General features: G+C 32.0%; 26 protein-coding genes. All 26 read right to left on the bottom strand.

Annotation, left to right across the window (positions count from 1 at the left end):
• Nucleotides 1-9 precede the first annotated feature (9 nt).
• The 26 genes from GQR94_RS21050 to GQR94_RS20930 all read right to left on the bottom strand — a co-directional run bounded on the left by GQR94_RS21050 (nucleotide 10) and on the right by GQR94_RS20930 (nucleotide 20,951).
• Nucleotides 10-744, bottom strand: coding sequence for a metal ABC transporter ATP-binding protein (locus GQR94_RS21050; protein ID WP_034666767.1), 735 nt, complete (start codon nucleotides 742-744; stop codon nucleotides 10-12).
• 96 nt (nucleotides 745-840) lie between these two features.
• The gene (locus GQR94_RS21045; RefSeq protein WP_199271505.1) at nucleotides 841-1,752 is read right to left on the bottom strand and encodes a metal ABC transporter solute-binding protein, Zn/Mn family; all 912 of its coding nucleotides are present in this window, start codon (nucleotides 1,750-1,752) and stop codon (nucleotides 841-843) included.
• Between the two features lies 1 nt (nucleotide 1,753).
• Nucleotides 1,754-2,428, bottom strand: coding sequence for a metal-dependent transcriptional regulator (locus tag GQR94_RS21040; protein WP_158978926.1), 675 nt, complete (start codon nucleotides 2,426-2,428; stop codon nucleotides 1,754-1,756).
• Nucleotides 2,429-2,634: 206 nt separating this feature from the next.
• Nucleotides 2,635-3,099, bottom strand: a complete 465-nt coding sequence (locus tag GQR94_RS21035; protein WP_158978924.1) for a DUF3592 domain-containing protein — start codon at nucleotides 3,097-3,099, stop codon at nucleotides 2,635-2,637.
• Entirely contained in the window at nucleotides 3,065-3,349 is a 285-nt protein-coding gene (locus GQR94_RS21030; RefSeq protein ID WP_158978922.1) for a hypothetical protein, read from the bottom strand. Before GQR94_RS21030 ends, GQR94_RS21035 begins: the two co-directional genes overlap by 35 nt.
• A 161-nt stretch (nucleotides 3,350-3,510) precedes the next feature.
• Nucleotides 3,511-4,365, bottom strand: coding sequence for a hypothetical protein (locus GQR94_RS21025; RefSeq protein WP_158978920.1), 855 nt, complete (start codon nucleotides 4,363-4,365; stop codon nucleotides 3,511-3,513).
• Between the two features lie 467 nt (nucleotides 4,366-4,832).
• Entirely contained in the window at nucleotides 4,833-5,594 is a 762-nt protein-coding gene (locus tag GQR94_RS21020) for a hypothetical protein (RefSeq protein WP_158978911.1), read from the bottom strand.
• Nucleotides 5,595-5,656: 62 nt separating this feature from the next.
• A complete protein-coding gene (locus tag GQR94_RS21015; RefSeq protein ID WP_158978909.1) occupies nucleotides 5,657-6,364 on the bottom strand; it encodes a hypothetical protein in 708 nt (235 codons plus the stop codon).
• Entirely contained in the window at nucleotides 6,365-7,126 is a 762-nt protein-coding gene (locus GQR94_RS21010; protein ID WP_158978907.1) for a hypothetical protein, read from the bottom strand.
• Nucleotides 7,127-7,399: 273 nt separating this feature from the next.
• Nucleotides 7,400-8,389, bottom strand: coding sequence for a hypothetical protein (locus GQR94_RS21005; protein WP_158978905.1), 990 nt, complete (start codon nucleotides 8,387-8,389; stop codon nucleotides 7,400-7,402).
• Nucleotides 8,386-9,558: a hypothetical protein gene (locus GQR94_RS21000; RefSeq protein WP_158978903.1), complete on the bottom strand. Its 1,173-nt coding sequence runs from the start codon at nucleotides 9,556-9,558 to the stop codon at nucleotides 8,386-8,388. The genes GQR94_RS21005 and GQR94_RS21000 overlap by 4 nt, the downstream gene beginning before the upstream one ends.
• Entirely contained in the window at nucleotides 9,539-9,946 is a 408-nt protein-coding gene (locus GQR94_RS20995) for a hypothetical protein (RefSeq protein WP_158978901.1), read from the bottom strand. Before GQR94_RS20995 ends, GQR94_RS21000 begins: the two co-directional genes overlap by 20 nt.
• 70 nt (nucleotides 9,947-10,016) lie before the next feature.
• A complete protein-coding gene (locus GQR94_RS20990) occupies nucleotides 10,017-10,481 on the bottom strand; it encodes a hypothetical protein (RefSeq protein WP_158978899.1) in 465 nt (154 codons plus the stop codon).
• Nucleotides 10,482-10,585: 104 nt separating this feature from the next.
• Entirely contained in the window at nucleotides 10,586-10,786 is a 201-nt protein-coding gene (locus tag GQR94_RS20985) for a hypothetical protein (protein WP_158978897.1), read from the bottom strand.
• 269 nt (nucleotides 10,787-11,055) lie between these two features.
• Complete coding sequence (locus tag GQR94_RS20980) at nucleotides 11,056-11,601, bottom strand: hypothetical protein (protein ID WP_158978895.1); 546 nt, start codon at nucleotides 11,599-11,601, stop codon at nucleotides 11,056-11,058.
• Nucleotides 11,585-11,932: a hypothetical protein gene (locus tag GQR94_RS20975; RefSeq protein WP_158978893.1), complete on the bottom strand. Its 348-nt coding sequence runs from the start codon at nucleotides 11,930-11,932 to the stop codon at nucleotides 11,585-11,587. Before GQR94_RS20975 ends, GQR94_RS20980 begins: the two co-directional genes overlap by 17 nt.
• Before the next feature lie 63 nt (nucleotides 11,933-11,995).
• Nucleotides 11,996-12,319 (bottom strand): hypothetical protein, encoded by a 324-nt coding sequence (locus tag GQR94_RS22790; RefSeq protein ID WP_233268517.1) that lies wholly within the window; start codon nucleotides 12,317-12,319, stop codon nucleotides 11,996-11,998.
• A 15-nt stretch (nucleotides 12,320-12,334) separates the two neighbouring features.
• The gene (locus GQR94_RS22785) at nucleotides 12,335-12,553 is read right to left on the bottom strand and encodes a hypothetical protein (RefSeq protein WP_233268515.1); all 219 of its coding nucleotides are present in this window, start codon (nucleotides 12,551-12,553) and stop codon (nucleotides 12,335-12,337) included.
• 352 nt (nucleotides 12,554-12,905) lie between these two features.
• Nucleotides 12,906-13,778, bottom strand: a complete 873-nt coding sequence (locus GQR94_RS20965) for a hypothetical protein (RefSeq protein ID WP_158978891.1) — start codon at nucleotides 13,776-13,778, stop codon at nucleotides 12,906-12,908.
• A 467-nt stretch (nucleotides 13,779-14,245) separates the two neighbouring features.
• The gene (locus GQR94_RS20960) at nucleotides 14,246-14,953 is read right to left on the bottom strand and encodes a hypothetical protein (RefSeq protein ID WP_158978889.1); all 708 of its coding nucleotides are present in this window, start codon (nucleotides 14,951-14,953) and stop codon (nucleotides 14,246-14,248) included.
• Nucleotides 14,954-15,544, bottom strand: a complete 591-nt coding sequence (locus tag GQR94_RS20955) for a hypothetical protein (RefSeq protein ID WP_158978887.1) — start codon at nucleotides 15,542-15,544, stop codon at nucleotides 14,954-14,956.
• A gap of 135 nt (nucleotides 15,545-15,679) precedes the next feature.
• Entirely contained in the window at nucleotides 15,680-15,928 is a 249-nt protein-coding gene (locus GQR94_RS20950; RefSeq protein ID WP_158978885.1) for a hypothetical protein, read from the bottom strand.
• Nucleotides 15,929-15,934: 6 nt separating this feature from the next.
• A complete protein-coding gene (locus tag GQR94_RS20945) occupies nucleotides 15,935-16,954 on the bottom strand; it encodes a hypothetical protein (RefSeq protein WP_158978883.1) in 1,020 nt (339 codons plus the stop codon).
• Between the two features lie 102 nt (nucleotides 16,955-17,056).
• Nucleotides 17,057-18,028 (bottom strand): hypothetical protein, encoded by a 972-nt coding sequence (locus tag GQR94_RS20940; RefSeq protein WP_158978881.1) that lies wholly within the window; start codon nucleotides 18,026-18,028, stop codon nucleotides 17,057-17,059.
• Between the two features lie 16 nt (nucleotides 18,029-18,044).
• Nucleotides 18,045-19,076: a hypothetical protein gene (locus GQR94_RS20935; RefSeq protein ID WP_158978879.1), complete on the bottom strand. Its 1,032-nt coding sequence runs from the start codon at nucleotides 19,074-19,076 to the stop codon at nucleotides 18,045-18,047.
• Between the two features lie 51 nt (nucleotides 19,077-19,127).
• Nucleotides 19,128-20,951, bottom strand: a complete 1,824-nt coding sequence (locus GQR94_RS20930; protein WP_158978877.1) for a hypothetical protein — start codon at nucleotides 20,949-20,951, stop codon at nucleotides 19,128-19,130.
• Nucleotides 20,952-20,953: the final 2 nt, after the last annotated feature.

The raw sequence follows: 20,953 nt of genomic DNA, 5'->3' as shown, positions 1-20,953 counted from the left end.
CTCTAATCGCTATTCTTGCACACTAACTTTAAAATTAATGCCATAGGTTTTGGTCAAGTTATCATCATTGAAAATATCTTTTACGGGGCCAGTAGCAATTTTCTTTACGTTTAAAAAGGTCACCCAATCAAAATATTCGGGTACGGTTTGCAGATCGTGATGTACTACAATTACTGTTTTATTGGCTTTACGTAATTCTTTAAGAATATTGATAATGGCAATTTCTGTAGTAGCATCTACCCCTTGAAAGGGTTCATCCATGAAATAGATGGCAGCATCTTGTACTAAGGCGCGTGCTAGAAAAATACGTTGTTGTTGTCCGCCAGAAAGCTGATTGATTTGTCGGCTTTGAAAAGCAAGCATCCCTACTTTTTCTAAAGCTTCTAATGCCAATTTTTTTTCTTTTTGTCCAGGACGTTTAATCCACCCTAAACTGCCATAGGTACCCATCATAACCACATCTAATGCGGTGGTAGGAAAATCCCAATCCACACTTCCTTTTTGAGGTACATAGGCTACTAGAGACCGTTGCTTATTATAGGGTTTGCCATAGATGGTAACACTCCCTGCTAAAGGTTTTAAGATTCCTAAAATAGATTTTATTAAGGTAGATTTACCTGCACCGTTAGGCCCAACAATGGCCATAAGCACTCCTTCTGGAATCTCTAAATCGATATCCCAAAGTACAGGTTTGTAGTTGTAGGCTACCGTTAAATCATCAACTTTTACGGCTATATTTGTCATTTTAATAGGTGTTTAGCCCTGATAGTAGCGGCATACTTTTTTGATTTTTCTTTAAAAAAGATATAGCGGATAGCAGGAAATAGCTTCTAGATTTCATTATTTTAAAGCGTTTACGATGGTATTCACATTATACTCGAACATACCAATGTAGGTGCCTTCTGCCGTACCCGGATTCCCTAAGGCATCTGAATATAATGAACCGCCAATTTCCACATCGTGGTTTTTAGCATTTACCGCAGCTTTTACCGCCTCAATGGTACGTCTAGGTACCGAACTTTCTATAAAGATAGCTTTTACTTTTTGGTCAATAATAAAATCTGACATTTTTTGAACGTCCTGAACACCAGCTTCCGTAGCTGTTGAAATTCCTTGTAGTCCCACCACTTCAAAGCCAAAGGACTTTCCGAAATAATTAAAAGCATCATGAGCCGTAACGAGCACACGTTTGTCTTCTGGTAGGGTTTGGATGGTTTTATTCAGTTTTGTTTTCAGGGCTTCTAGCTTATTTAAATACGCTTCACCGTTGGTTTTAAAAACAGCTTGGTGTTCTGGAACCGCTTCAGATAATTGCTTCACGACATACTTGGTTGCTTCTTTCCAGTAATCTACATTGAACCAAATATGGGGGTCATAATTAGAGGCAAAGAATTCTGAACCAATTAAGGTGTTTTTGTCTAGTGCATCTGATAGGGCGATGGTTTTTTTATTCTGATGCGCCATTTTCTCAAAAACTTCTACCAGCTTGCCTTCTAAATGTAGGCCGTTATAAAAAATGATATCTGCTTCTGATAGTTTAGAAACATCGCCCTCACTAGCTTTATAGAGGTGCGGATCTACGCCGCTGCCCATTAGGCCTTGGAGGTTGATATAGTCTCCGCCAATATTTTTAACCAAATCTGTGATCATAGAGGTGGTAGTAACGACATTTATTTTTCCGTTGTCTTTCTTATCTGATTTACAGCTAATAATAGCAAGGGTACAAAGCGTAATTATAAGGTATTTTTTCATTCTAGTATTGGACATTTTTTGATTCGTTTTCATTCACATAAATAATGGTTGAAAAATCTTCGTTTAGTAATATGGTATTATTATTTACGACAATCTGAGTCATTTTATTTTTAATAAACTGTTTGGAAACGGTAATGGTATTGCCATATTTTAAGCCATGTTGTGCACAGAAATCAAAGAACTCTTTGTCATCGCTCATTAAGCGCGAGATGATATAGGTTTTACCTTCATTAGCTTTAGAAAGGGTAAAGGAAGTATCTGTAGTGGTTATGATGCCGTTTTTATCTGGAATTGGATCTCCATGCGGATCAAATTTAGGATTGCCTAAGTATTCACTAATTTTATTAGCCAGTAAATCTGAAGTCTGATGTTCCAATAGTTCTGCTTCGCGGTGAATATCATGTAAAGACATATCAAACATTTTAAAGAGGAGCGATTCCCAAAGGCGGTGCTTACGAATCACATTTAGCGCCATTTTATTCCCTTTATCTGTGAGTTTTAATTCTTGGTATTTTTGATAGTGTAGCAAGTCTTTAACCGCTAATTTTTTTGCCATATCTGTGGCTGCAGCATTAGAAATGCCTAATTCTTTAGCAATGATCCCGGGTTTGGTATCATTAGTACGCTTCGCATTTTTATATACGGCTTTTACAAAATTTTCAACAGCTACAGACATAAAAGGTTTGCTTTAAACTATTTTTAAGTATACTTAAAAATTTATCAAATATAACTAAAATAAAGAGTTGGACAAACTATAAATATAACTTTAAGAAAGGATTATGTGCTAAGGAGTAGGAGGTTAGTAGTGGAAGGTGATAGCAGCTAAAAAAAAATAGAGCGCCGTTAGGCGCTCTATTATCTATTTGATGATGTGCTTATTCTTTATGCTGAGATGGACTTTTTTCTCATTTTTAGTATTCTTGCGGTACTGAGAATTATACCTAGCGCAATTAAGACATATATGCCATACGTATTAAAGAAGGATATGTTTTTTGATCTCGCCACCTGTGGGGTTTCTGGATTGTAATAAATCGTAATGATATCACCAGTAGATTTTACGGAGCCATAAATGGGGATGGCTAATATTTCTACTCTGGTCTGGATGGCTTCTTCTTTTTTTGTGGTAAAGGTCACATCTGCAAAAGCGTTTGTTCTACCTCTGCGCCCAATACTTTTATGAATTTCTGTTATGGTAGCTTCGGCCTCTATCCATGTAGGATCTATTTCTTGGGCCGCTAAGGGTAGTGTGATGCCTATTAAAAGTAATGTGGTTATTATAAATTTTAGGGTAGCCGTCATGATCATTGGAGGGTTAGTTACACGAAAGTGCCATTGCTTTAATTTCATCAACACTCATGCTTTGAGATGCTACCATTGTAGGATATTGTTCTACCATTTTATGTAGCATACACGTACAAAGTTCTTTAGCTTTTTCATCAGAAACGACCCCATTATTGGCCTTAGCACAACTAGAAACAAATTCAGTTTTTTCTTTATCAGACCATCCTTTAGGTTTTGATTCACCGCAAGAATAGGTGCCTAGTACTATTAGTGACAATAGTAATGGTGTCATGATTTTACGTTTAACTATTTTCATTTATGGTTGATTTATTTATTGTTAGGCTAAATATAGTGTAAATTCTATTGTTTTTTTACTCTTTAGGTTTAAGTCTATTTAATTTGGATTGGACGTTCAAATTTGCAATTCATTTGTGGAATAAAATGTAAAGTGTAAGGAGTTACTCTAGCGCTTTAAATTTACTGGGGCACAACTTCTTTCCATTCCCCATGCAAGGCAATGTTTTCGGCTGATTGCCATAATTGATGTGTAACATCTCCATTTTGGTTCGTTGAAATAATATCTTTCCAATGTTTTTCACGTTCTATTTGCCATTTGTCTTTAAATTCATCTGTAGGAACATAGGTCCGGAATAGCGGAGGGGGAAATCCTTCTTCTTTTCTGCGTTTATACTCTTTTTTACGGTAATCATCAAATGCATCGCCTAGCGGTAAGGGTCTGTTTTTATCTGTATACCACAATATAAATGAAAGTTCTTGATTGTAATTTCCACCTAAAGAAGGTGTATATCCATTTTCTAATTTGTTAGGTTTGATTATAATAAATTTATCTCGATTTGGAGAGCCACTAGCTCCTCCACCATATCCTACTCTAATATTTATTATCTTCATAGTGTATGGTTTCCCGTAACTGAATGCAGGGAAAGATACTAACCCATTTTTGCGATCTAAAATAATTTGTTTTTCAGGAACAGTCAGATAATAAGCTGCTGATAAAATCATTACGCTTAAACTTAAAATAAATGTTATACTTTCATAAATAGTCCATTCAAAATCAGAAAAAAAAATCAGTACAGAACGTATTACAAAGATTAAAGAGGATATTCCAAAAATTAACGGTCCCGCTAATTTTGAATTTTTTCGACGAATGAACTCATCAGTAGCTATAAAATTTTTATTTATGTCATTTGAAGGTAGTGGATATTCTTGGATGCTTAAAGCTAAATAACCTGCCCAAAATTCGTTCTTTTTACGTTTTTTTGGGTAAGAAGAATGCGTAATTTCTCTTTTTAAACTTGAGTTTAGTTTTGCCATGTTTTATATTTACGTAGTTCGCTTAAGGGAAGATTTTTTACTTTTTTACTTTCACTAGTATTAATAAAGGTAAGTCCTTGGGATTTTGGCGTAATTTTTATGCCCATGTACCGATTGTTGTTTCCGCCTCTTGCATATGGAAAGAATAGCTTTTTGTTAGAATCAATAGTAAGTTTAGCAGCATATATAAGTTCTGTTTTTGTATGAATTTAAGCGTATTAAATTACGTTATTTTTTTCACTTCTGCTTTTCGTTACCACATGTCGCCTTGAGGGGACAGCCGATAGGCTGGGGTGTTTTACGGCTGTTGCTTAGAATTAGATATTAAAGTTTATGAATGGTATTTCGGATTTTTACATCCCCCGCCCTCCGGGCACGCCCTTCAAAGGGGGAATTGTTGGCATTGAAAATATGCTTTATTTGTTTTAAGCGGTTTTGCTTCTTATACCATATGACCTAAAAGTAGACTACCAACCACCAATTTTAGCACGTTCTGCTTGTTGTTCGGGTGTAGCTTCTGGAGTAGGAATATTGCTAGGGTAGCCTGGACGTGGGAAACCTTCTGCTTTTCTTCGTTCAAAATCTTGTAACCTATATTCATCAAAGGCATCTCCTGGGGGTAATGGGCGATTTTTATCCATGTACCAGGTTATCAGCGAAATATCTTCATAACAAGATTGAGCTCCTATCATAAAATCTTCAAAAGTATACCCTTTCGTAGGCCTGATTATCTGTAGCATAAATGCTCCTGTAGCATCCTCGCCACCTGTACTGTAGCAAAATATTGCATTCTTAAACGGCATAGTAATGTTTTTTTGCCAAAGTAAGCCCGTAAAAGTGATTAGACCATCTTCGCGGTTAAGGATTTTTTCTTTTTTGGGCATCGTAAAAAAATAGATAGTAAAAAAAACGAAAGCAATGCAGGAGATGGAAAAGAAGAGGAAATAAATAAATGTCCATTCTTCGTCATTATGTATTAAAAATATAAATATAGTAACTAAAGCTACCCCCCCCGCAATGTAAGGTAAGCTATTTGAAAAGGTAGGAATTGTTAAATATTTATCATTTGCATCGGTTTTCTTTTCATTTTCTAGTAGTTCTTTGCTTATTTTGAAAAAATCCTTCTCAGTAATCACTTTGTCCACCCCATGGGCATATTGCTGTAAACCAGATTCTCCTTTGCCATAATCTGTATGGGTTATTTTTCGCTTATAATCTTCTACTTCCATGTTTTTGGTTCCTTTAATTCTCTTCCTATCAAACCAAATTAAGTGTAATAATTTCTTTTCTATTACCAACCTCCAATTTTCTCGCGTTCTTCTTGTTGTTCTTTTGTAGCTTCTGGAGTAGGTATATTGCTAGGGTAGAGTGGACGTGGGAAACCTTCTGCTTTTCTACGCTCAAAATCTTGTAACCTATATTCATCAAATGCATCGCCTGGAGGTAAAGGGCGGTTTTTATCCATGTACCAAACATATAAACTCCATTCTTCTTGAGGGTTTTCATAGGAAATGGTCTTTAATAGATCTAACTTTTTAGGTCTAAAAGTATTAACTACTTTTAAATACTCTTGTGGTGAATATCCATCAATATCGCCACTCACTGCAAATACTACTTTTAATTCATTAAAAGGGCCTTCTAATGGTTTTCCGAAGAATGTGGCAGGATAAGAGATAATACCATTAAGCCGATCAAAACTTAAATTTGAATATCTTTTTGGTGTGAAAACACCTTTAATTAGCATAAGTAATCCTATAATAGGATATAACCCTAAAAAAAGTACAACAATATCAACATGATTAAAATGACTTAAAATCCATAACCCTGATAGAAAGAAAACAGTACCTAGAATAATACTAACTATTAAAGCTTCTTTTCTAGATTCAATAAAAAATTCATCAGTTGAAGTTATTATTAGTGCTCCTTTACTAGGTTTTACATTCTTTTTTTGAATACTTCTTGGGTTTTTTAAAATTCTGTGTTCTTGATGTTTTCCCATTTACCAACCTCCAATTTTCTCGCGTTCTTCTTGTTGTTCTTTTGTAGCTTCTGGTGTTTTTATGTTGCTAGGATATAGCGGCTTAGGAAAACCCTCTGCTTTTCTACGTTCAAAATCTTGTAACCTATATTCATCAAAGGCATCTCCAGGAGGTAAAGGGCGGTTTTTGTCCATATACCAGGTTATAAAGGATATATCATCATAACAATCTCCTCCTCCCGCTCCAAAAAGTTCAAATGTATAGCCCTTTGTCGGTCTGATTACCTGCAGCATAAATGACCCTGTTGCATCTTCACCGCCCGTACTGTAGGAGAATATCGCATTTGTAAACGCCATAGTAACGTTAGGCTGCCAATAAAAACCCGTAAATGTAATTAGACCATCTTTGCGGTTAAGTATTTGTTCTTTTTTTGGCATGGTAAATAAGTATACGGCAAAGAAAACAAAGGCAATACAAGAGATGGAAAAGAATAGGAAATAAATAAACGTCCATTCTTCACTAGAATGAACTAAGAATATTAAAATTACAATTAAGGCCACCCCCCCCCCCATGTGAGGTGCCACTTTTGCAGGAAAATTAAATATTAAATAATCTAAGTTAGCTTGTAAGAGTACTTTTTTACCGGCAAGATCATCTAATGTAAAAGGTCTGGGTTTCTTGGTGATTACTTTGTCCACCAAATGTGCATATTGCTGTAGACCAGTTTCTCCTTTGCCATAATCTGTATGGGTGATTTTTCTTTTATAATCTTCTACTTCCATGTTTTTGGTTCCTTTAATTCTGCCATTGTCCCTGTCTTAAAAGTAACATTTTGATTCGTAATACCCTTAGAATTGTTATTCTCTTGTAATTGTACCAAGGCAGCTAGCTTACGTTCATCGCAGTGCGAATTTCACGCTCGTAACCGAGAGAGTAAGATACAAAAGAGTGAAAGAAATGAGTGATGAAAAATATTATTATCAAAGCAATAACGGCACAAGCGGGACGCTTGCGTGATTGGGAGGTGGGCAAAATTCGGAGAGCGGAATTTTGACTTATTTACCACAATTCTCTAAAACCATTGGATTTACACCAGTCTCAATAATAAACTGAATATCATGAAAATCTCTTTCTTTTGTTTTTTCATTATAAAGCCCTAACCATAGAAATTCAGCTTTGCCATTGCCTAACAATCCCATTTTACCAACTATACTATCCGTAGAGTATCCTTTCCAATAACTCGGCACATGCATATCTGTATTTTTTGTTCTCTTTAAATGTAGAGTTATTAGATTGTTATTTGTTTCTGGTATAGCTTCAATTACTAAGTCCATTTTTTTGTTGGGAAAAATAATAACAGAAGAGTCTGAAACAACATAAAATGAAGTATTAGATTCTTTATCACAAGATGGTTTCCATTCAAAGAGAGGAGAGTGTTTTTTCCCATTTAAAAACTTCTCATTATTAAATACTTTTTTACCTAATAATAATTCTTCTTCTGTTCCCTCATTAAAATATTTTTTGGGGTCTTTGAAGATTTTAACCGAATTCAGATATTTTTCATCAATATATATATTAGGTTCCTTTTGTAAATCGTTTTCAAAAAAATATAATAGATTCTTTTCTTTATCATATTTTAAATAAAAATTTAATTCCCTAGAGTTTTTAAATTCTTTTCTATCCTTTTCATTATTATAAAAAGAAGTTTTTAACAACAGAAAATTATCTTTTTTTTCTTTAGTAACAATAAATACATTGTCCGATTCCATTGCACTAAATTCTTGATACTCTAATTGGCCCTGTGTTTCAAATTTAAAATAACCATTAATCTGCCTATCTCTGTAGTCATGATAAAATAGTTCTCCATCTTTTTTTTCCAATAGTAGAAACTTTTTCCCAATAAGATCACTATATCGAAAATCGATTTCTTTTTCTGGCTCTGTTTTTAGACTTGCTTTTTTACTAGAATCAGTCTTCTTACATGATGTCAAAAAAACTATAAATATTATAGTTAATATTATAGATATTCTTTTTCTTGTAATCATAATTTCACTTTAGAGTTTCTTCTTATTTGTGTTACAGTATATTTTCTTCCATCAGGTTTATTTCTTCCACCATATCCATTTTCATTGATAAGTGTTCCGTCTGATTGTAATTCAAATCTATACGCATCTTTAGATCCATGCATTGTTCCAACATCCCAATACGGATAATATACTTTACCATTAATGCATTTCCGTCCTATAATTATTACATAGTGGTCTGTTGTTTGTATATCACCTTCATTGTTTATTCCTCCATCTAATGTGTGATCAAGCCCAACCAAAACAGGTTCGTTTTTATCCAAAGAACTATCCAAATACGCCATTCCTGTTTTTATTTTTTCAGGGGCAAATACTAACTTACTATGAATAGAATCCTCAAGTGCTAATTGATAAAAAGAATGTCTATTTACCTCTGTAGCTCCTTCCGCTTCAACACCCATTTGCCTCATTATAGCTTTACAGGTCAGATTACATTTTTGATTTCCTGATCCTTGGTCGTAAAAAATCATTTTATCAGTAAGATCAATATGTTTTTTACCACATGTACATTCATCTGCACTAGAAGAACTCTTGCAATTACATTTTATTCCGAATTCTTTTAAGAAGCCTTCTTCAAGGTAAAGATTGGTATTACCTTCTAATTCTTCTTCAAAATATTTCTTATACCTATTGGCTACTTCTTCGAATGATTTTGCAGGTTGATCATATCGCTTAGGTGGCATACTAGCCCATTCATAACTAGCATGTATACGTAATCCTTTAGAGAATTCTTTATTTATAATGTCATGTATTAACCCCTTTCTTTTATGGATTAAAATTAACAATGTTAATTTATCTTGTTCAAGCGGTGTAAATCCATTTATTTTATATTTGGTAATATAGTCATTATTGGTATCCTGCTTCCACTGATTTAACTTATTCTTGTAATATCCTTGTAAAGTTTTATAGCAAGCAATATTTATTTGATACGCCCCCGCAGCAGAGGAGCTATATCCGCTAGCTTTAACAATATCCATTGGGTATTTACTATAGTCGTCAAACTTTTTAAAACTAAACAAAGTTCTATACGCATCATCACCTTCATTTTCTGTTCCTTCTGTCCATTTTAGTAATCGTAAAAACGCTCTTACCCTAGCTTCACAAGTACATTCAGTTCCCCCCTTCTCCATAAATAAGTTTCATATGCTTAACAAAAGCAATAGGGTGGAAATGATACACATGATTCGTATCTGGCATTAATCGTTCAGGTGCTTTTACTTGCTCTTCTACTGGTGTTTCTATTGGTTCTACAGTTTCAACTGGATCAGGTGTTGGTGCATGAATGTCATTTTCAACAGGGTCAACAGGAGCTACATTCAAGATCGGATCATTGGCAGTAGTAAGTTTGTATGGATAATCTATTATACCTAAGGCTTTCAATTCTAAAGCTACTTGCTCAGGTCTCTCTTTAATTTCGGGTTCTGGTTCTGGTGGGGTGTATACTTTTGTTTTTAATTCTTCCCAAAACATCATTTTTTCTACCTGCTCTTCTAAACCCTGTAATTTTTGTTTCTTCAAATCGTTTAATTCACCTTCAACACTTGGGTCTTCTAAACTAATATAATAATCGTAAATTTTACTAACCTCATCACTTATTTGTTTTTGGTGTATATGCCCATTCTATAGTGTGTTTGCATACCATTTTTGCAATAGCCTCTTGCGTCTCTAATGTAGCATATGCTAATTTTAGTTCACCTATATCAATTAGACCTTCGTTTTTATTCTTTTTTACGTCTAGTTTATCCCAAAGGGTTTTGGTAAACACACTGTCTGTTCTAACGCTATAATGCAGACCCTGAATGTCATAGATGTATTCATTACCCGCATCAAAAGTTTTAAAACCAAATTTATCCCAGTTATAGGCGCTAAAAGCATTTTTTGCTAAATCTGTAGGTTTCTTAACCCATCCCTTTTGTGTAGATGGTTTTTCACCTACTAAGTGAATACATTCTACTTGTATGTAATCTTTTATATCTGGATTTTTATATTTACGTAAGTCTATAATTGCTTCATGACATAGCTCTTCATCGATGTCATTTTCATTTTCAGGCAATATTAAGTAAGCTTCACAAATCTGCTTGGTTAATTTGGTTTTTATTATATATTTTTTTCGCTTACTCTTTACCGCCACTAGTTGCAAACTAGCGGGAGCGGGGATTACTCTATCCTTTTCATTTTATCACACTCTTTATCATACCAATTAAAAAACCCAGGAATTTCCTCTGTTTTTTTTGTTCTTCTATTATATATACCCAACCATTTCTTCTTAATAGTATTATTGTCTAAAATTTCTATTTCAGCGATTGGAAGTGTTTTTGAATAGTTTAGAGATTCTTTTGGAGGTGAATACTCTGACACATATTCTTTATAAAATAAAGCATATTTATCAGAAGACCCTCTTATTTTTCTGGCATCACATTGAAGATTTGAAGCTTCATCAAGCCGTATAGCAAAATAATTTTTATATTTTTCGACTATTTTAGTTATGGTGTTTTTATCTTCAAAATCTTTATTTGATATACTTAAATATGCTCCATAAACATTATTTCCTCGTTCGTTTTTATAAGTACAACGAAATTTTCCTTCTATTGGTAAGTCATCTATTAATTCAGAATAGATATTTAAATCTATCTCATTTTTTTTTCTAAAACTATTTTTTCTGGTGCTGGCTCAGGAAAATTCTCTGGAGTAACAAAATTTTCATCAACGCATCTAAATGTTTGAATTGACTCAAATCCGTCACGATACCTCAAATAACGAATTTTCCATTCCCCTATTCCTTTCTTTTTATCTATCCATTTAAATTTTGCATAATCTATTTCGGGATGATTAAATTGTATTATATATACATCCTTTTCTACTATAACAGTATCAAACTCTATTTCAAAAAAATAGGTCTCATAAATATCAAGAACTGTAAAAAAGACATTCTTTTTCGTTTTTACAGCTCCATCAGCCTCATAAGTTATAATATTCTTGTAAGTATTATACTTTTCATCTTCAGGGGTGTCATGAATAAATATCCAAGTTTTATTTGCTATCTCATCGGGTAAACTCTGTAATACTTTATCGTTATTTGAGGTTACTTTAATTTGAGTCGTATTCCTACAAGATACTACAAGCATTAATGAAAATGACAATAGTACTATTTTTATTTTATGTAAAATCTCCATTTATTTTATTTCCTCTTACCTGGGTTAATGTATATGTTGTTGTCAAATTATGCTGTCCTATTCCTGTTATAGTATTTTCATTTACATTCACATAAAGTCTATTATTATCGTGTTGCCCTTTATCTGACTGTATGGTTCCTACTTCATAAAAAAGAAAATATCTTTTACCATTTTCATAACCACGACCTACTACGATAACAAAATGATCTGTAGAATCGTCATAATTTTGTTCGTTTCTTCGATGTTTTTTCTCTTTACTTCCTTTTATATAACTAAAAAAAGTATGTCTAAGACCAACTAAAATAGTATTTCCTTTTTCTACTCGGGCCACATCTATAATCGCAGAACCTGGCGCGCTTTTGTAAAGCGTGACTAATTGTTTTTCTATTTCAAATTACCATAGAGGACGTACTTTAACCGAAGGGATTTCTATATTGTCCTCTTCATAGATTGCATAGCTACTGTTTTTCCAATCTCTTCTTTCATGATAAACTAATTCTGAAGCCACAGGATTATAATGTATATAATTTATACGTTGTTCTATTTTTTTGCTAGTATCTAAAATTACGGGATGATACCCATCTTTCCAAACCTTATAACTAACACCTTTCTTTACACGCTTTGCTGCATAATCAAATTTAGCTAAAAGCCACTCCCTTCTACTTTCAGGAAGTTCTTTTATCGCTTTTATAAATTCCTTAGAGGTGTGTTTTTTCAAATCGCGAATAATGTCCTACAACTCGTTTTCTTGCGAACTAATAATAAGATGTATATGACTACTCATATATACGTACGCATGTACGGTTAATCCTTTGTTTACAATACAATAATTTAGAGAATCATCCAATATTTTAAAATAGGTTGGTCGGATAAATAAATCTACCCAATCAATTATTGTTATTGTCACAAATGTTGGAACGGTACTATCTATAACTTTATATCTCTGAGACATAGTTTCAAGATAATAAATTGCATCGCAAATACTAAAGAAAATTAGACACACTTCACAGAAGTGCGCCAGGGTTGCGGATATGTCGCGCTAGGGGAAAAGTATATATTAATTATGTGATTGATAAGGATGGTTTGGTTAAGAACATTGAAATAAAATCTATGAATAAGTCATTGACTCACGATCTTAAAATATTATTTAATAATCTTGAGGTTATAAGTCCTGGAATAAATGAAGAAGACAAGCCTATACTCTTTATGTATTCATTACCTCTAACTTTACGTTAAGAAATAATAATAGTCCAAAATTTTGATATAGTTTTATTGGTAGAATAAAACTATATCAAAATTGATGTTTATTGAGGCACAACTTCTTTCCATTCCCCATGTAAAGCAATGTTTTCGCCTGATTGCCATAATTGATGTGAAATATCTCCATTTTGGTTCGTTGAAATAATATCTTTCCAATGTTTGTCTCGCTCTATTTGCCATTTTAACTTAAATTCATCCGTAGGAATAAAGGTTCTAAAAAGTGGAGGAGGAAAACCTTCTTCTTTCCTGCGTTTATAGTCTTTTTTGCGGTAATCATCAAAGGCATCTCCATCGGGTAAAGGTCTGTTCTTGTCCATATACCAAACTATAAACGATAAATTAGTATCAAGATTACCTCCAACGTGAAGCATATATTTAGAACCTATAATTCTATCTGGACGTTTTACATATAACATATCGGCGGTTGGTGAGCCTAAAGCTCCGCCTGCATGTAACATCCGAATACTTTCAAATTTCATTGTAATTGGACGATTCCATAAAAAACCAGGAAATGTTATTAAACCATTATATCTATCAAAAATCACCTGTTTTAAAGGCATTGTAAAATAATAAATAGTAAAGAAAATTACGGAAGAGGTACATATAATAAGAATAATAGTATTAGAAATACTCCATATATCAGAAAAGTATAAAATGGATAAAAAGTATAAAGCTATAAACAAGGTTATTCCTCCAAAAATTAATGGAAAAATATGTTGAGGATCCTTACTAACAATATATGAATTATTTAAAAAAATAATATCTTCTTTTTCACCTACATATTTGTCTTTATAATCTATAGGCTTCTCAGTTATTTTAAAGGGCATATAACCTGCCCAATAGTCATTTCTTTTTCTATTAGAAGGATATGATATATGCGTAATGTCTCTTTTTAAACTTGAGTTTAGTTTTGCCATGTTTTATATTTACGTAGTTCGGTTAAGGGAAGATTTTTTACTTTTTTACTTTCACTAGTATTAATAAAGGTAAGTCCTTGAGATTTTGGCGTTATTTTTATGCCCATATAACGATTATTGTTTCCGCCTCTTGCATATGGAAAGAAAAGTTTTTTATTAGAATCAATAGTAAGTCTAGCAGCATAGACAAGTTCTGTTTTTGTATTAATTTAAGCATATTAAATTACGTTATTTTTTTCACTTCTTCTTTCCGTTACCACATGTCCCCTTGAGGGGACAGCCGATAGGCTGGGGTGTTTTACGGCTGTTGCTTAGAATTAGATATTAAAGTTTATGAATGGTATTTCGGATTTTTACATCCCCCGCCCTCCGGGCACGCCCTTCAAAGGGGGAATTGTTGGCATTGAAAATATGCTTTATTTGTTTTAAGCGGTTTTGCTTCTTATACCATATGACCTAAAAGTAGACTACCAACCACCAATTTTAGCACGTTCTGCTTGTTGTTCGGGTGTAGCTTCTGGAGTAGGAATATTGCTAGGGTAGCCTGGACGTGGGAAACCTTCTGCTTTCCGTCTTTCAAAATCTTTTTGACGGTATTGGTCAAAACCATCTCCTGGGGGTAACGGGCGATTTTTATCCATGTACCAAACATATAAACTCCATTCTTCTTGAGGGTTTTCATAGGAAATGGTCTTTAATAGATCTAACTTTTTAGGTCTAAAAGTATTAACTACTTTTAAATACTCTTGTGGTGAATATCCATCAATATCGCCACTCACTGCAAATACTACTTTTAATTCATTAAAAGGGCCTTCTAATGGTTTTCCGAAGAATGTGGCAGGATAAGAGATAATACCATTAAGCCGATCAAAACTTAAATTTGAATATCTTTTTGGTGTGAAAACACCTTTAATTAGCATAAGTAATCCTATAATAGGATATAACCCTAAAAAAAGTACAACAATATCAACATGATTAAAATGACTTAAAATCCATAACCCTGATAGAAAGAAAACAGTACCTAGAATAATACTAACTATTAAAGCTTCTTTTCTAGATTCAATAAAAAATTCATCAGTTGAAGTTATTATTAGTGCTCCTTTACTAGGTTTTACATTCTTTTTTTGAATACTTCTTGGGTTTTTTAAAATTCTGTGTTCTTGATGTTTTCCCATTTACCAACCTCCAATTTTCTCGCGTTCTTCTTGTTGTTCTTTTGTAGCTTCTGGTGTTTTTATGTTGCTAGGATATAGCGGCTTAGGAAAACCCTCTGCTTTTCTACGTTCAAAATCTTGCCTACGGTAGGGTTCAAAGATTTCACAAGGGGGTAGCGGCCTGTTTTTATCCATATACCATACCATAAAACTCCAAGCGACATAGGGGTTTTGATAGCTAATCGTTTTTAACAAATCAATTATTTTAGGCCTAAAAGTATTGATTACCTTTAAATACTCTTGTGGTGAATATCCATCAATAGCGCCACTCACTGCAAATACTACTTTTAATTCATTAAAAGGGCCTTCTAGTGGTTTTCCGAAGAATGTGGCAGGATAAGAGATAATACCATTAAGCCGATCAAAACTTAAATTTGTATGTTTTTTTGGTGTGAATACACCCTTAATTAGCATTAGCAATCCTATAAAAGGATATAATAATAGAAATAACATAGTCCAGTGAAAATCATCAGAAGTAAAGAAATCATCAAGAGGATATATAATCCATAACCCTGATAGCAAGAAAATGGCACCAAAGATAATGTCAGCCAATTGCTTACCTTCTGTAGATTCAATAAACTTTTTTTCATTAGCCTCTATTATTGCCCCACCTCTTACCTCAATTCTATCTTTATCTGTAATAATTCTTGGTTTTTTTAAAATTCTATGTTCTTGATGTTTTCCAATTTACCAACCTCCAATTTTTCCGCGTTCTTCTTGTTGTTCTTTTGTAGCTTCATTGTTAAAATCTATAGCTCTCCCTTCTTTTAAATAAGCTTCTCGAACCAAATTATCTGCTATATTATAAATACGAACCGTATCATTAGCTTTGGTGTAAGAGTGATAGTAATCGTCCCCGTTTGGTAAAAGTTTTTTTTGTGAATAGCCAAAAAAACAAATTAACAAAACTAAAAGAGTAACTAATTTTTTAATCATTATTAGTTAGTCATATTTATAACTATTTTTTTCAAAGAGAACGTCATTTTGAAAAACGCTTGTTTCAATAAGCCGATTTTTAGAATCGTATTTATTTATAGTTTTTCTTAAAGTATTTTCAGATCTATGTAATATAGTTTCTAAACAAATTAAGCGATAATTTGTATACGTATAATTATAGGTTTCAATAGGTATTAGTTCAAAATTTTGAAGGGTATCTTTAAAAAGACTTTCTAAAAATTCTTCTTTACTTTTATTTGTGATGGCTTCATCAAATTGTTTTGGATTCTTAAAATTAAATTTTTTTAATTCAACTAAATTTCCTCTAAAATCATAATTAGATTCTTTATAGATTATATATTTTGTTTTTATTTTATTGTAATTAGATGTTATAATACATAATGTGTTAGAAACTAATTTTTGTTCGTTAAATTTGAAATATAATTCTAGATCTTTGTTCCCTTGTGAATATTGTGTGTAAGTATATATCTTAGTTTTTTCATCAAAGGTTTTGTCCAGTCTATTTTGGTATGCAATTAAATCTTTATTTTCTTTAGCATATTTGATAGAAGCTAATTCTTCTTTTGTTAATTTATAATTTTTATCTATTGGAGGTGGTAGCGTATTTCCGAAGTTTTGATCTGAATAAGTTATTTTTTTAGTTCCTGTGTTTTCATCTATTCCATATTTTTCAATAAATCCTTGCTTTAAAACAATTAAATCGGAATGCTCTTTGCTGATCATTAAGTAGTCTATTGTTTTTTTAGATGAAAATATCTCGTCAGAGATAAAACCAAATTCACCAAAATAATTTAAAAAAATAGATTCATTAAAATATATATAAACGAAGTCATTAGATGCATGAACTTCCTTCACTAAGTTTTCGTTTATATCATAAATGTATTTCGTTTCTCCTATTTTCTCATAGGAATGATAATATTCATTTCCTTGTGGAAATTCTTGTTTTTGAGAATAGCCAAAAACGTAGGAAAATAGAACTAAAAATTTAATTAATATTCTAATCATTATTACAAATAAAATTTATATTAAAAAATTAACAGCATAATCAATAATCGAAATTTAAAAGAATACTCTTGTTTTATAGAGTCAAAACATACTAGAGTTCAACTAGTCATAATAATATTTGGTAGTATATAAATGCATTTTATTTTGAAACATTTTATCAGTAACTAACCTGTTTTTTTCATCATAAAAATATCTATTTTCTAGATACGTATCAGAATGTTCATACTTATCTTTAAATTTAGATAAGTTGCCATTTTTATAATCATATAACGTGACGTATAAAACCTCTAATTTAAAATAGTCCAAAGGTTTCTCAAAAATTACATTTAAAAAAAAATCTAGACCATTTTTTTCAATGAGATTCTCAATTTGAAGATAATTAGTACTTCTCCATTCTTTAAGCTCTATTAATGCTCCTACACTATCATAGAGCGCCTTTCTCAACCCAAAATGTTTTTGTTCATTAATTAAACCTCTATTATTGACTATAACAAGTAATGCATCAGAAAGTGAGCCTCTATCATTAAACCGAGAAAAAAGCTCAAAGTTTTTATGGCCATCAATATAGTAAGTGGAATGATGAATGTTTTGTTTTTTATAATATTCTTCTTTTAATACGTTAGTCTCTTTTTTATTAATGTTTAAAATAGAATATTTATTAGCATTATTTTTTTCTTTAGATGTAGCATAAAGGTCTTCCTTAAAACCAAAGCGAGATATTTTCCATTTTCCATTTTTTTCATTAAAAATTTCGGAACCAAGGGAGTCAAAACTTTTTGCAGAAGTATATAAATATTCAATCTTATCTTTCGATTTAGGTAACATCTCAATAATTAAGTATTTACTCTTAAAATGTGTCCAAAATATTGCTTCATTGTTAAAATTTATAGCTCTCCCTTCTTTTAAATAAGCTTCTCGAACCAAATTATCTGCTATATCATAAATACGAACGGTATCATTAACTTTGGTGTAAGAGTGATAGTAGTCGTCCCCGTTTGGTAAAAGTTTTTTTTGTGAAAAGCTAGGTGTACTTTTAGAGAGAAATAGGATTAATATTATTAAAATTCGGATCATAGTTATTTAAAATAAGTTAATTATATGTATAGCTATATTTTGTCACATACGTCCCATTATTGTAATATTTGGATGTTATTAGTCTTTTTTTATCATCAAATGTGTAATTAATTTCCATTTTATCACTACCTCTAAACGAAGTATATTTAGTAGCAAGTTTATTGTCATATTCTACTGCTATACTTAGCACCATATTTAAATCCAAATAATTATTTGGATTTTCAAAAATGACACTTAAAAATAAATCTTCTCCTTTTTCAGTTATAAAATTCTCTACTTGGTTGTTGTCCTTGAAACGCCATTCTTTTTCCTCTATAATATTCCCCAAGTCATCATATTTCATTTTTTTTAAATACATGTTTTTATGTCCTGTTTCACTCATGGGATAGATTCTACTAAATAATACATCAGAAATTAAACCTTGATCATTAAATCTGATGAAAAGATCTAAAATTTTTACGTCATTAACATAGAATATACATGAATGAATATTTTCTTCTTTACTGTATTTTCTTATAATTTCTTTCTCTGATAACTTTATTATGGGCTTAGGTGTTTTTGTACTTTGAATCTTTTTTTCCGGATTAGAATTCTTAGTTTTATAATCTGTGTAGTTAAGTGGGGAATCTATATAATTATCTTCATATCCATCAAATTCACTAAATCCATATGGGGAAATTTTATAAGGTTTATGTTCTGACCTGCCATTTTTTCCTCCAGAAAGAATTCGCAATTCAATTTCCTTTGTAAATAAATAGCTATTCCTGTTTTTAGGTCGTATATAATTATTCCATTCTAATAAAAACCTGCTTTCTAAATGTGTCCAAAAAATTGCTTCATTATAAAAATCTACAGCTCTATCTTCCTTTAAATAAGCCTCCCGAACCAAATTATCACCTATATCATAAATACGAACGGTATCTTTCTTTTTGGTGTAGCTGTGATAATAGTCATCCCCGTTTGGTAAAAGTTTTTTTTGTGAATAGCCAAAAAAACAAATAAACAAAACTAAAAGAGTAATTAAAATAGACCTTTTTTTAAATTTCATTTTTAATTAATTTTAATTGAAAATTTATATTGAGTAGTTAACCAACTTGGCTTAAGACTTGATAGTTCGGACGAACATTTTTGCCAAGTTTTGGCGAGAAACTACTTCGTCATCAGTTTGTAAAAGCTCCCACTGCCATTTGTAAAAAGAAATAGTATTCATATTATTTATTCTGATAGCTATTTTAGGAGGGTCTCCTTCTAAAGCAATAGTATGAAATCTTAAGGGTGTTTTAGTCATATATCTTTTGTTATTCTCAGTAATATCATTTACCGGTCTTCCTTCTGGAGGTGCTCCTTTTAAGTAATCTACATAAATATCTTGATTATAAAAATAGTAATTATTATAATCCATAATATTTTCTGTACTACCACGTCTTAAAAGATGTTTGTTTCCAGTGGTTCTTTTATGAAAATAATAGGCAAATTCTCCAGAAGGGAATACATCAACATTTGAAATTTCATCTGGTCGATCATTATTATCAAAACAACTGGTTTTTTTTGTTTGATAACTATTAAAGGAGTGAGCTAAACCCATACTATGTGCTGCTTCATGAATTCCTGATGCAAAGTGACTTGTTCCATTATTATATAAAATTGCCCATTTTCCTTTATCAGCACTATGTATATTTTCTTCTACTTCGTCAACGCTACCAAGAACGCCATCATGGTGGTAATAGGTGTGGAGATATAGTATAAAACGTTTTTTTGTAGTACCCTCAAAATTACTCCTTACATCATGGTGGTTATTTTTAAATTGACTAAAAGAAATCGGTGTTGTATTGGTTAAAGAAGCTTTATATTCCTCATATAAAAATTTATTATTAATATATTGTTTATACTCACCATGATTAATTGTGTTCCCTTCATCGGCTACTAAAAATTGATTAGAGTCCTTACAATTGGATAACGTTTGTACGGAAAAACTACAATTTATAGAGGCTTGGGAGAAGGCTCTTCCCATTGTCTTTTGTAACTTTCTTAAATCATTAAGAGTGCTATTAGCAAAATCTGCTGTGTTTTTTCTTTGTACTCTAACAAGTACCACATCTAACATATACTTAATGTTATTCTTCATAACTCTCAATTCACCGACTAGAGTTCCATATTTAGCAAGATCAATAGTTCCATCAGGAGATTTAATCGTACAATTATCTGTATGGTATACCAAAATACTAACGTCTCTGTTGATAACATTTTTACAAGTGATATCTAATGGAAGTCCATTAGAATCTAAATCTTCTTTTTTGATCTCTGGAGCACTGATTTCAAAATGATTTTCATAACCGGGTTCAGCTACTATATGAAAAGAATCATCATTGTCGCCAAATTGTGGACCAACAGTAACGTCGTCATTTCGATATCCTACTAATAAAGAAACCGTCTTGCCCTGGCGAATAGTAACCCATGAAGGAAAATAGTCTTTTTTGTAGAGTGTATAAAGTTTTGCGTCTTTCTGAAAAATAGCTTTATATTTATTTACAGCTATTAGTAGAGACTCATTAGATTCTATGTTTTTATCCTCCATGACTATGGGGACTTTTTTTCCAGAATCCCCAGGATCTTCAATACTATTAAATACATCATTATAGATGTAATTGTAACGACCAGCTCTTTTGTTTAAATCATCTGTTTTTCCAAAATCATAATAGTCATCACCTAACCAATCAAAACCATATTTAAAATCATCTTCACGCGTTTCATGAAATCCATCAAAGTCACCCTTCATGAAATCATTCCACGAGCCCTCCCATCTTCTAAAATGAAATATAGGTTTGGCAGAAGGCCAAGGTGTAAGGGCTAATTTTTCTTTTTGTTCATTAAAAGATCGTCCTGCAACCTCAATTTCCATTGTTAATTCTCTATCTCTGGACATAT

The organism is Cellulophaga sp. L1A9, from assembly GCF_009797025.1.
Classification (GTDB): Bacteria; Bacteroidota; Bacteroidia; order Flavobacteriales; family Flavobacteriaceae; genus Cellulophaga.
The sequence above is the reverse complement of the archived record's forward strand: the minus strand, read 5'-3'. Positions and strand labels throughout refer to the sequence as shown.

Excerpts from the sequence above, each read along its gene's own strand:
- GQR94_RS22785 (WP_233268515.1), bottom strand. The coding sequence starts at position 12,553 with ATGTCTCAGAGATATAAAGTTATAGATAGTACCGTTCCAACATTTGTG.
- GQR94_RS20965 (WP_158978891.1), bottom strand. The coding sequence starts at position 13,778 with ATGGCAAAACTAAACTCAAGTTTAAAAAGAGACATTACGCATATATCA.
- GQR94_RS20940 (WP_158978881.1), bottom strand. The coding sequence starts at position 18,028 with ATGATCCGAATTTTAATAATATTAATCCTATTTCTCTCTAAAAGTACA.
- GQR94_RS20930 (WP_158978877.1), bottom strand. The coding sequence starts at position 20,951 with ATGTCCAGAGATAGAGAATTAACAATGGAAATTGAGGTTGCAGGACGA.
- GQR94_RS21005 (WP_158978905.1), bottom strand. The coding sequence starts at position 8,389 with ATGATTACAAGAAAAAGAATATCTATAATATTAACTATAATATTTATA.
- GQR94_RS20935 (WP_158978879.1), bottom strand. The coding sequence starts at position 19,076 with ATGAAATTTAAAAAAAGGTCTATTTTAATTACTCTTTTAGTTTTGTTT.
- GQR94_RS20960 (WP_158978889.1), bottom strand. The coding sequence starts at position 14,953 with ATGGGAAAACATCAAGAACACAGAATTTTAAAAAACCCAAGAAGTATT.
- GQR94_RS21040 (WP_158978926.1), bottom strand. The coding sequence starts at position 2,428 with ATGTCTGTAGCTGTTGAAAATTTTGTAAAAGCCGTATATAAAAATGCG.
- GQR94_RS21000 (WP_158978903.1), bottom strand. The coding sequence starts at position 9,558 with ATGGAGAAGGGGGGAACTGAATGTACTTGTGAAGCTAGGGTAAGAGCG.
- GQR94_RS21015 (WP_158978909.1), bottom strand. The coding sequence starts at position 6,364 with ATGGGAAAACATCAAGAACACAGAATTTTAAAAAACCCAAGAAGTATT.
- GQR94_RS21035 (WP_158978924.1), bottom strand. The coding sequence starts at position 3,099 with ATGAAATTAAAGCAATGGCACTTTCGTGTAACTAACCCTCCAATGATC.
- GQR94_RS20945 (WP_158978883.1), bottom strand. The coding sequence starts at position 16,954 with ATGATTAGAATATTAATTAAATTTTTAGTTCTATTTTCCTACGTTTTT.
- GQR94_RS21025 (WP_158978920.1), bottom strand. The coding sequence starts at position 4,365 with ATGGCAAAACTAAACTCAAGTTTAAAAAGAGAAATTACGCATTCTTCT.
- GQR94_RS21020 (WP_158978911.1), bottom strand. The coding sequence starts at position 5,594 with ATGGAAGTAGAAGATTATAAGCGAAAAATAACCCATACAGATTATGGC.
- GQR94_RS21010 (WP_158978907.1), bottom strand. The coding sequence starts at position 7,126 with ATGGAAGTAGAAGATTATAAAAGAAAAATCACCCATACAGATTATGGC.
- GQR94_RS21045 (WP_199271505.1), bottom strand. The coding sequence starts at position 1,752 with ATGAAAAAATACCTTATAATTACGCTTTGTACCCTTGCTATTATTAGC.
- GQR94_RS20950 (WP_158978885.1), bottom strand. The coding sequence starts at position 15,928 with ATGATTAAAAAATTAGTTACTCTTTTAGTTTTGTTAATTTGTTTTTTT.
- GQR94_RS20980 (WP_158978895.1), bottom strand. The coding sequence starts at position 11,601 with ATGGAGATTTTACATAAAATAAAAATAGTACTATTGTCATTTTCATTA.
- GQR94_RS21030 (WP_158978922.1), bottom strand. The coding sequence starts at position 3,349 with ATGAAAATAGTTAAACGTAAAATCATGACACCATTACTATTGTCACTA.
- GQR94_RS21050 (WP_034666767.1), bottom strand. The coding sequence starts at position 744 with ATGACAAATATAGCCGTAAAAGTTGATGATTTAACGGTAGCCTACAAC.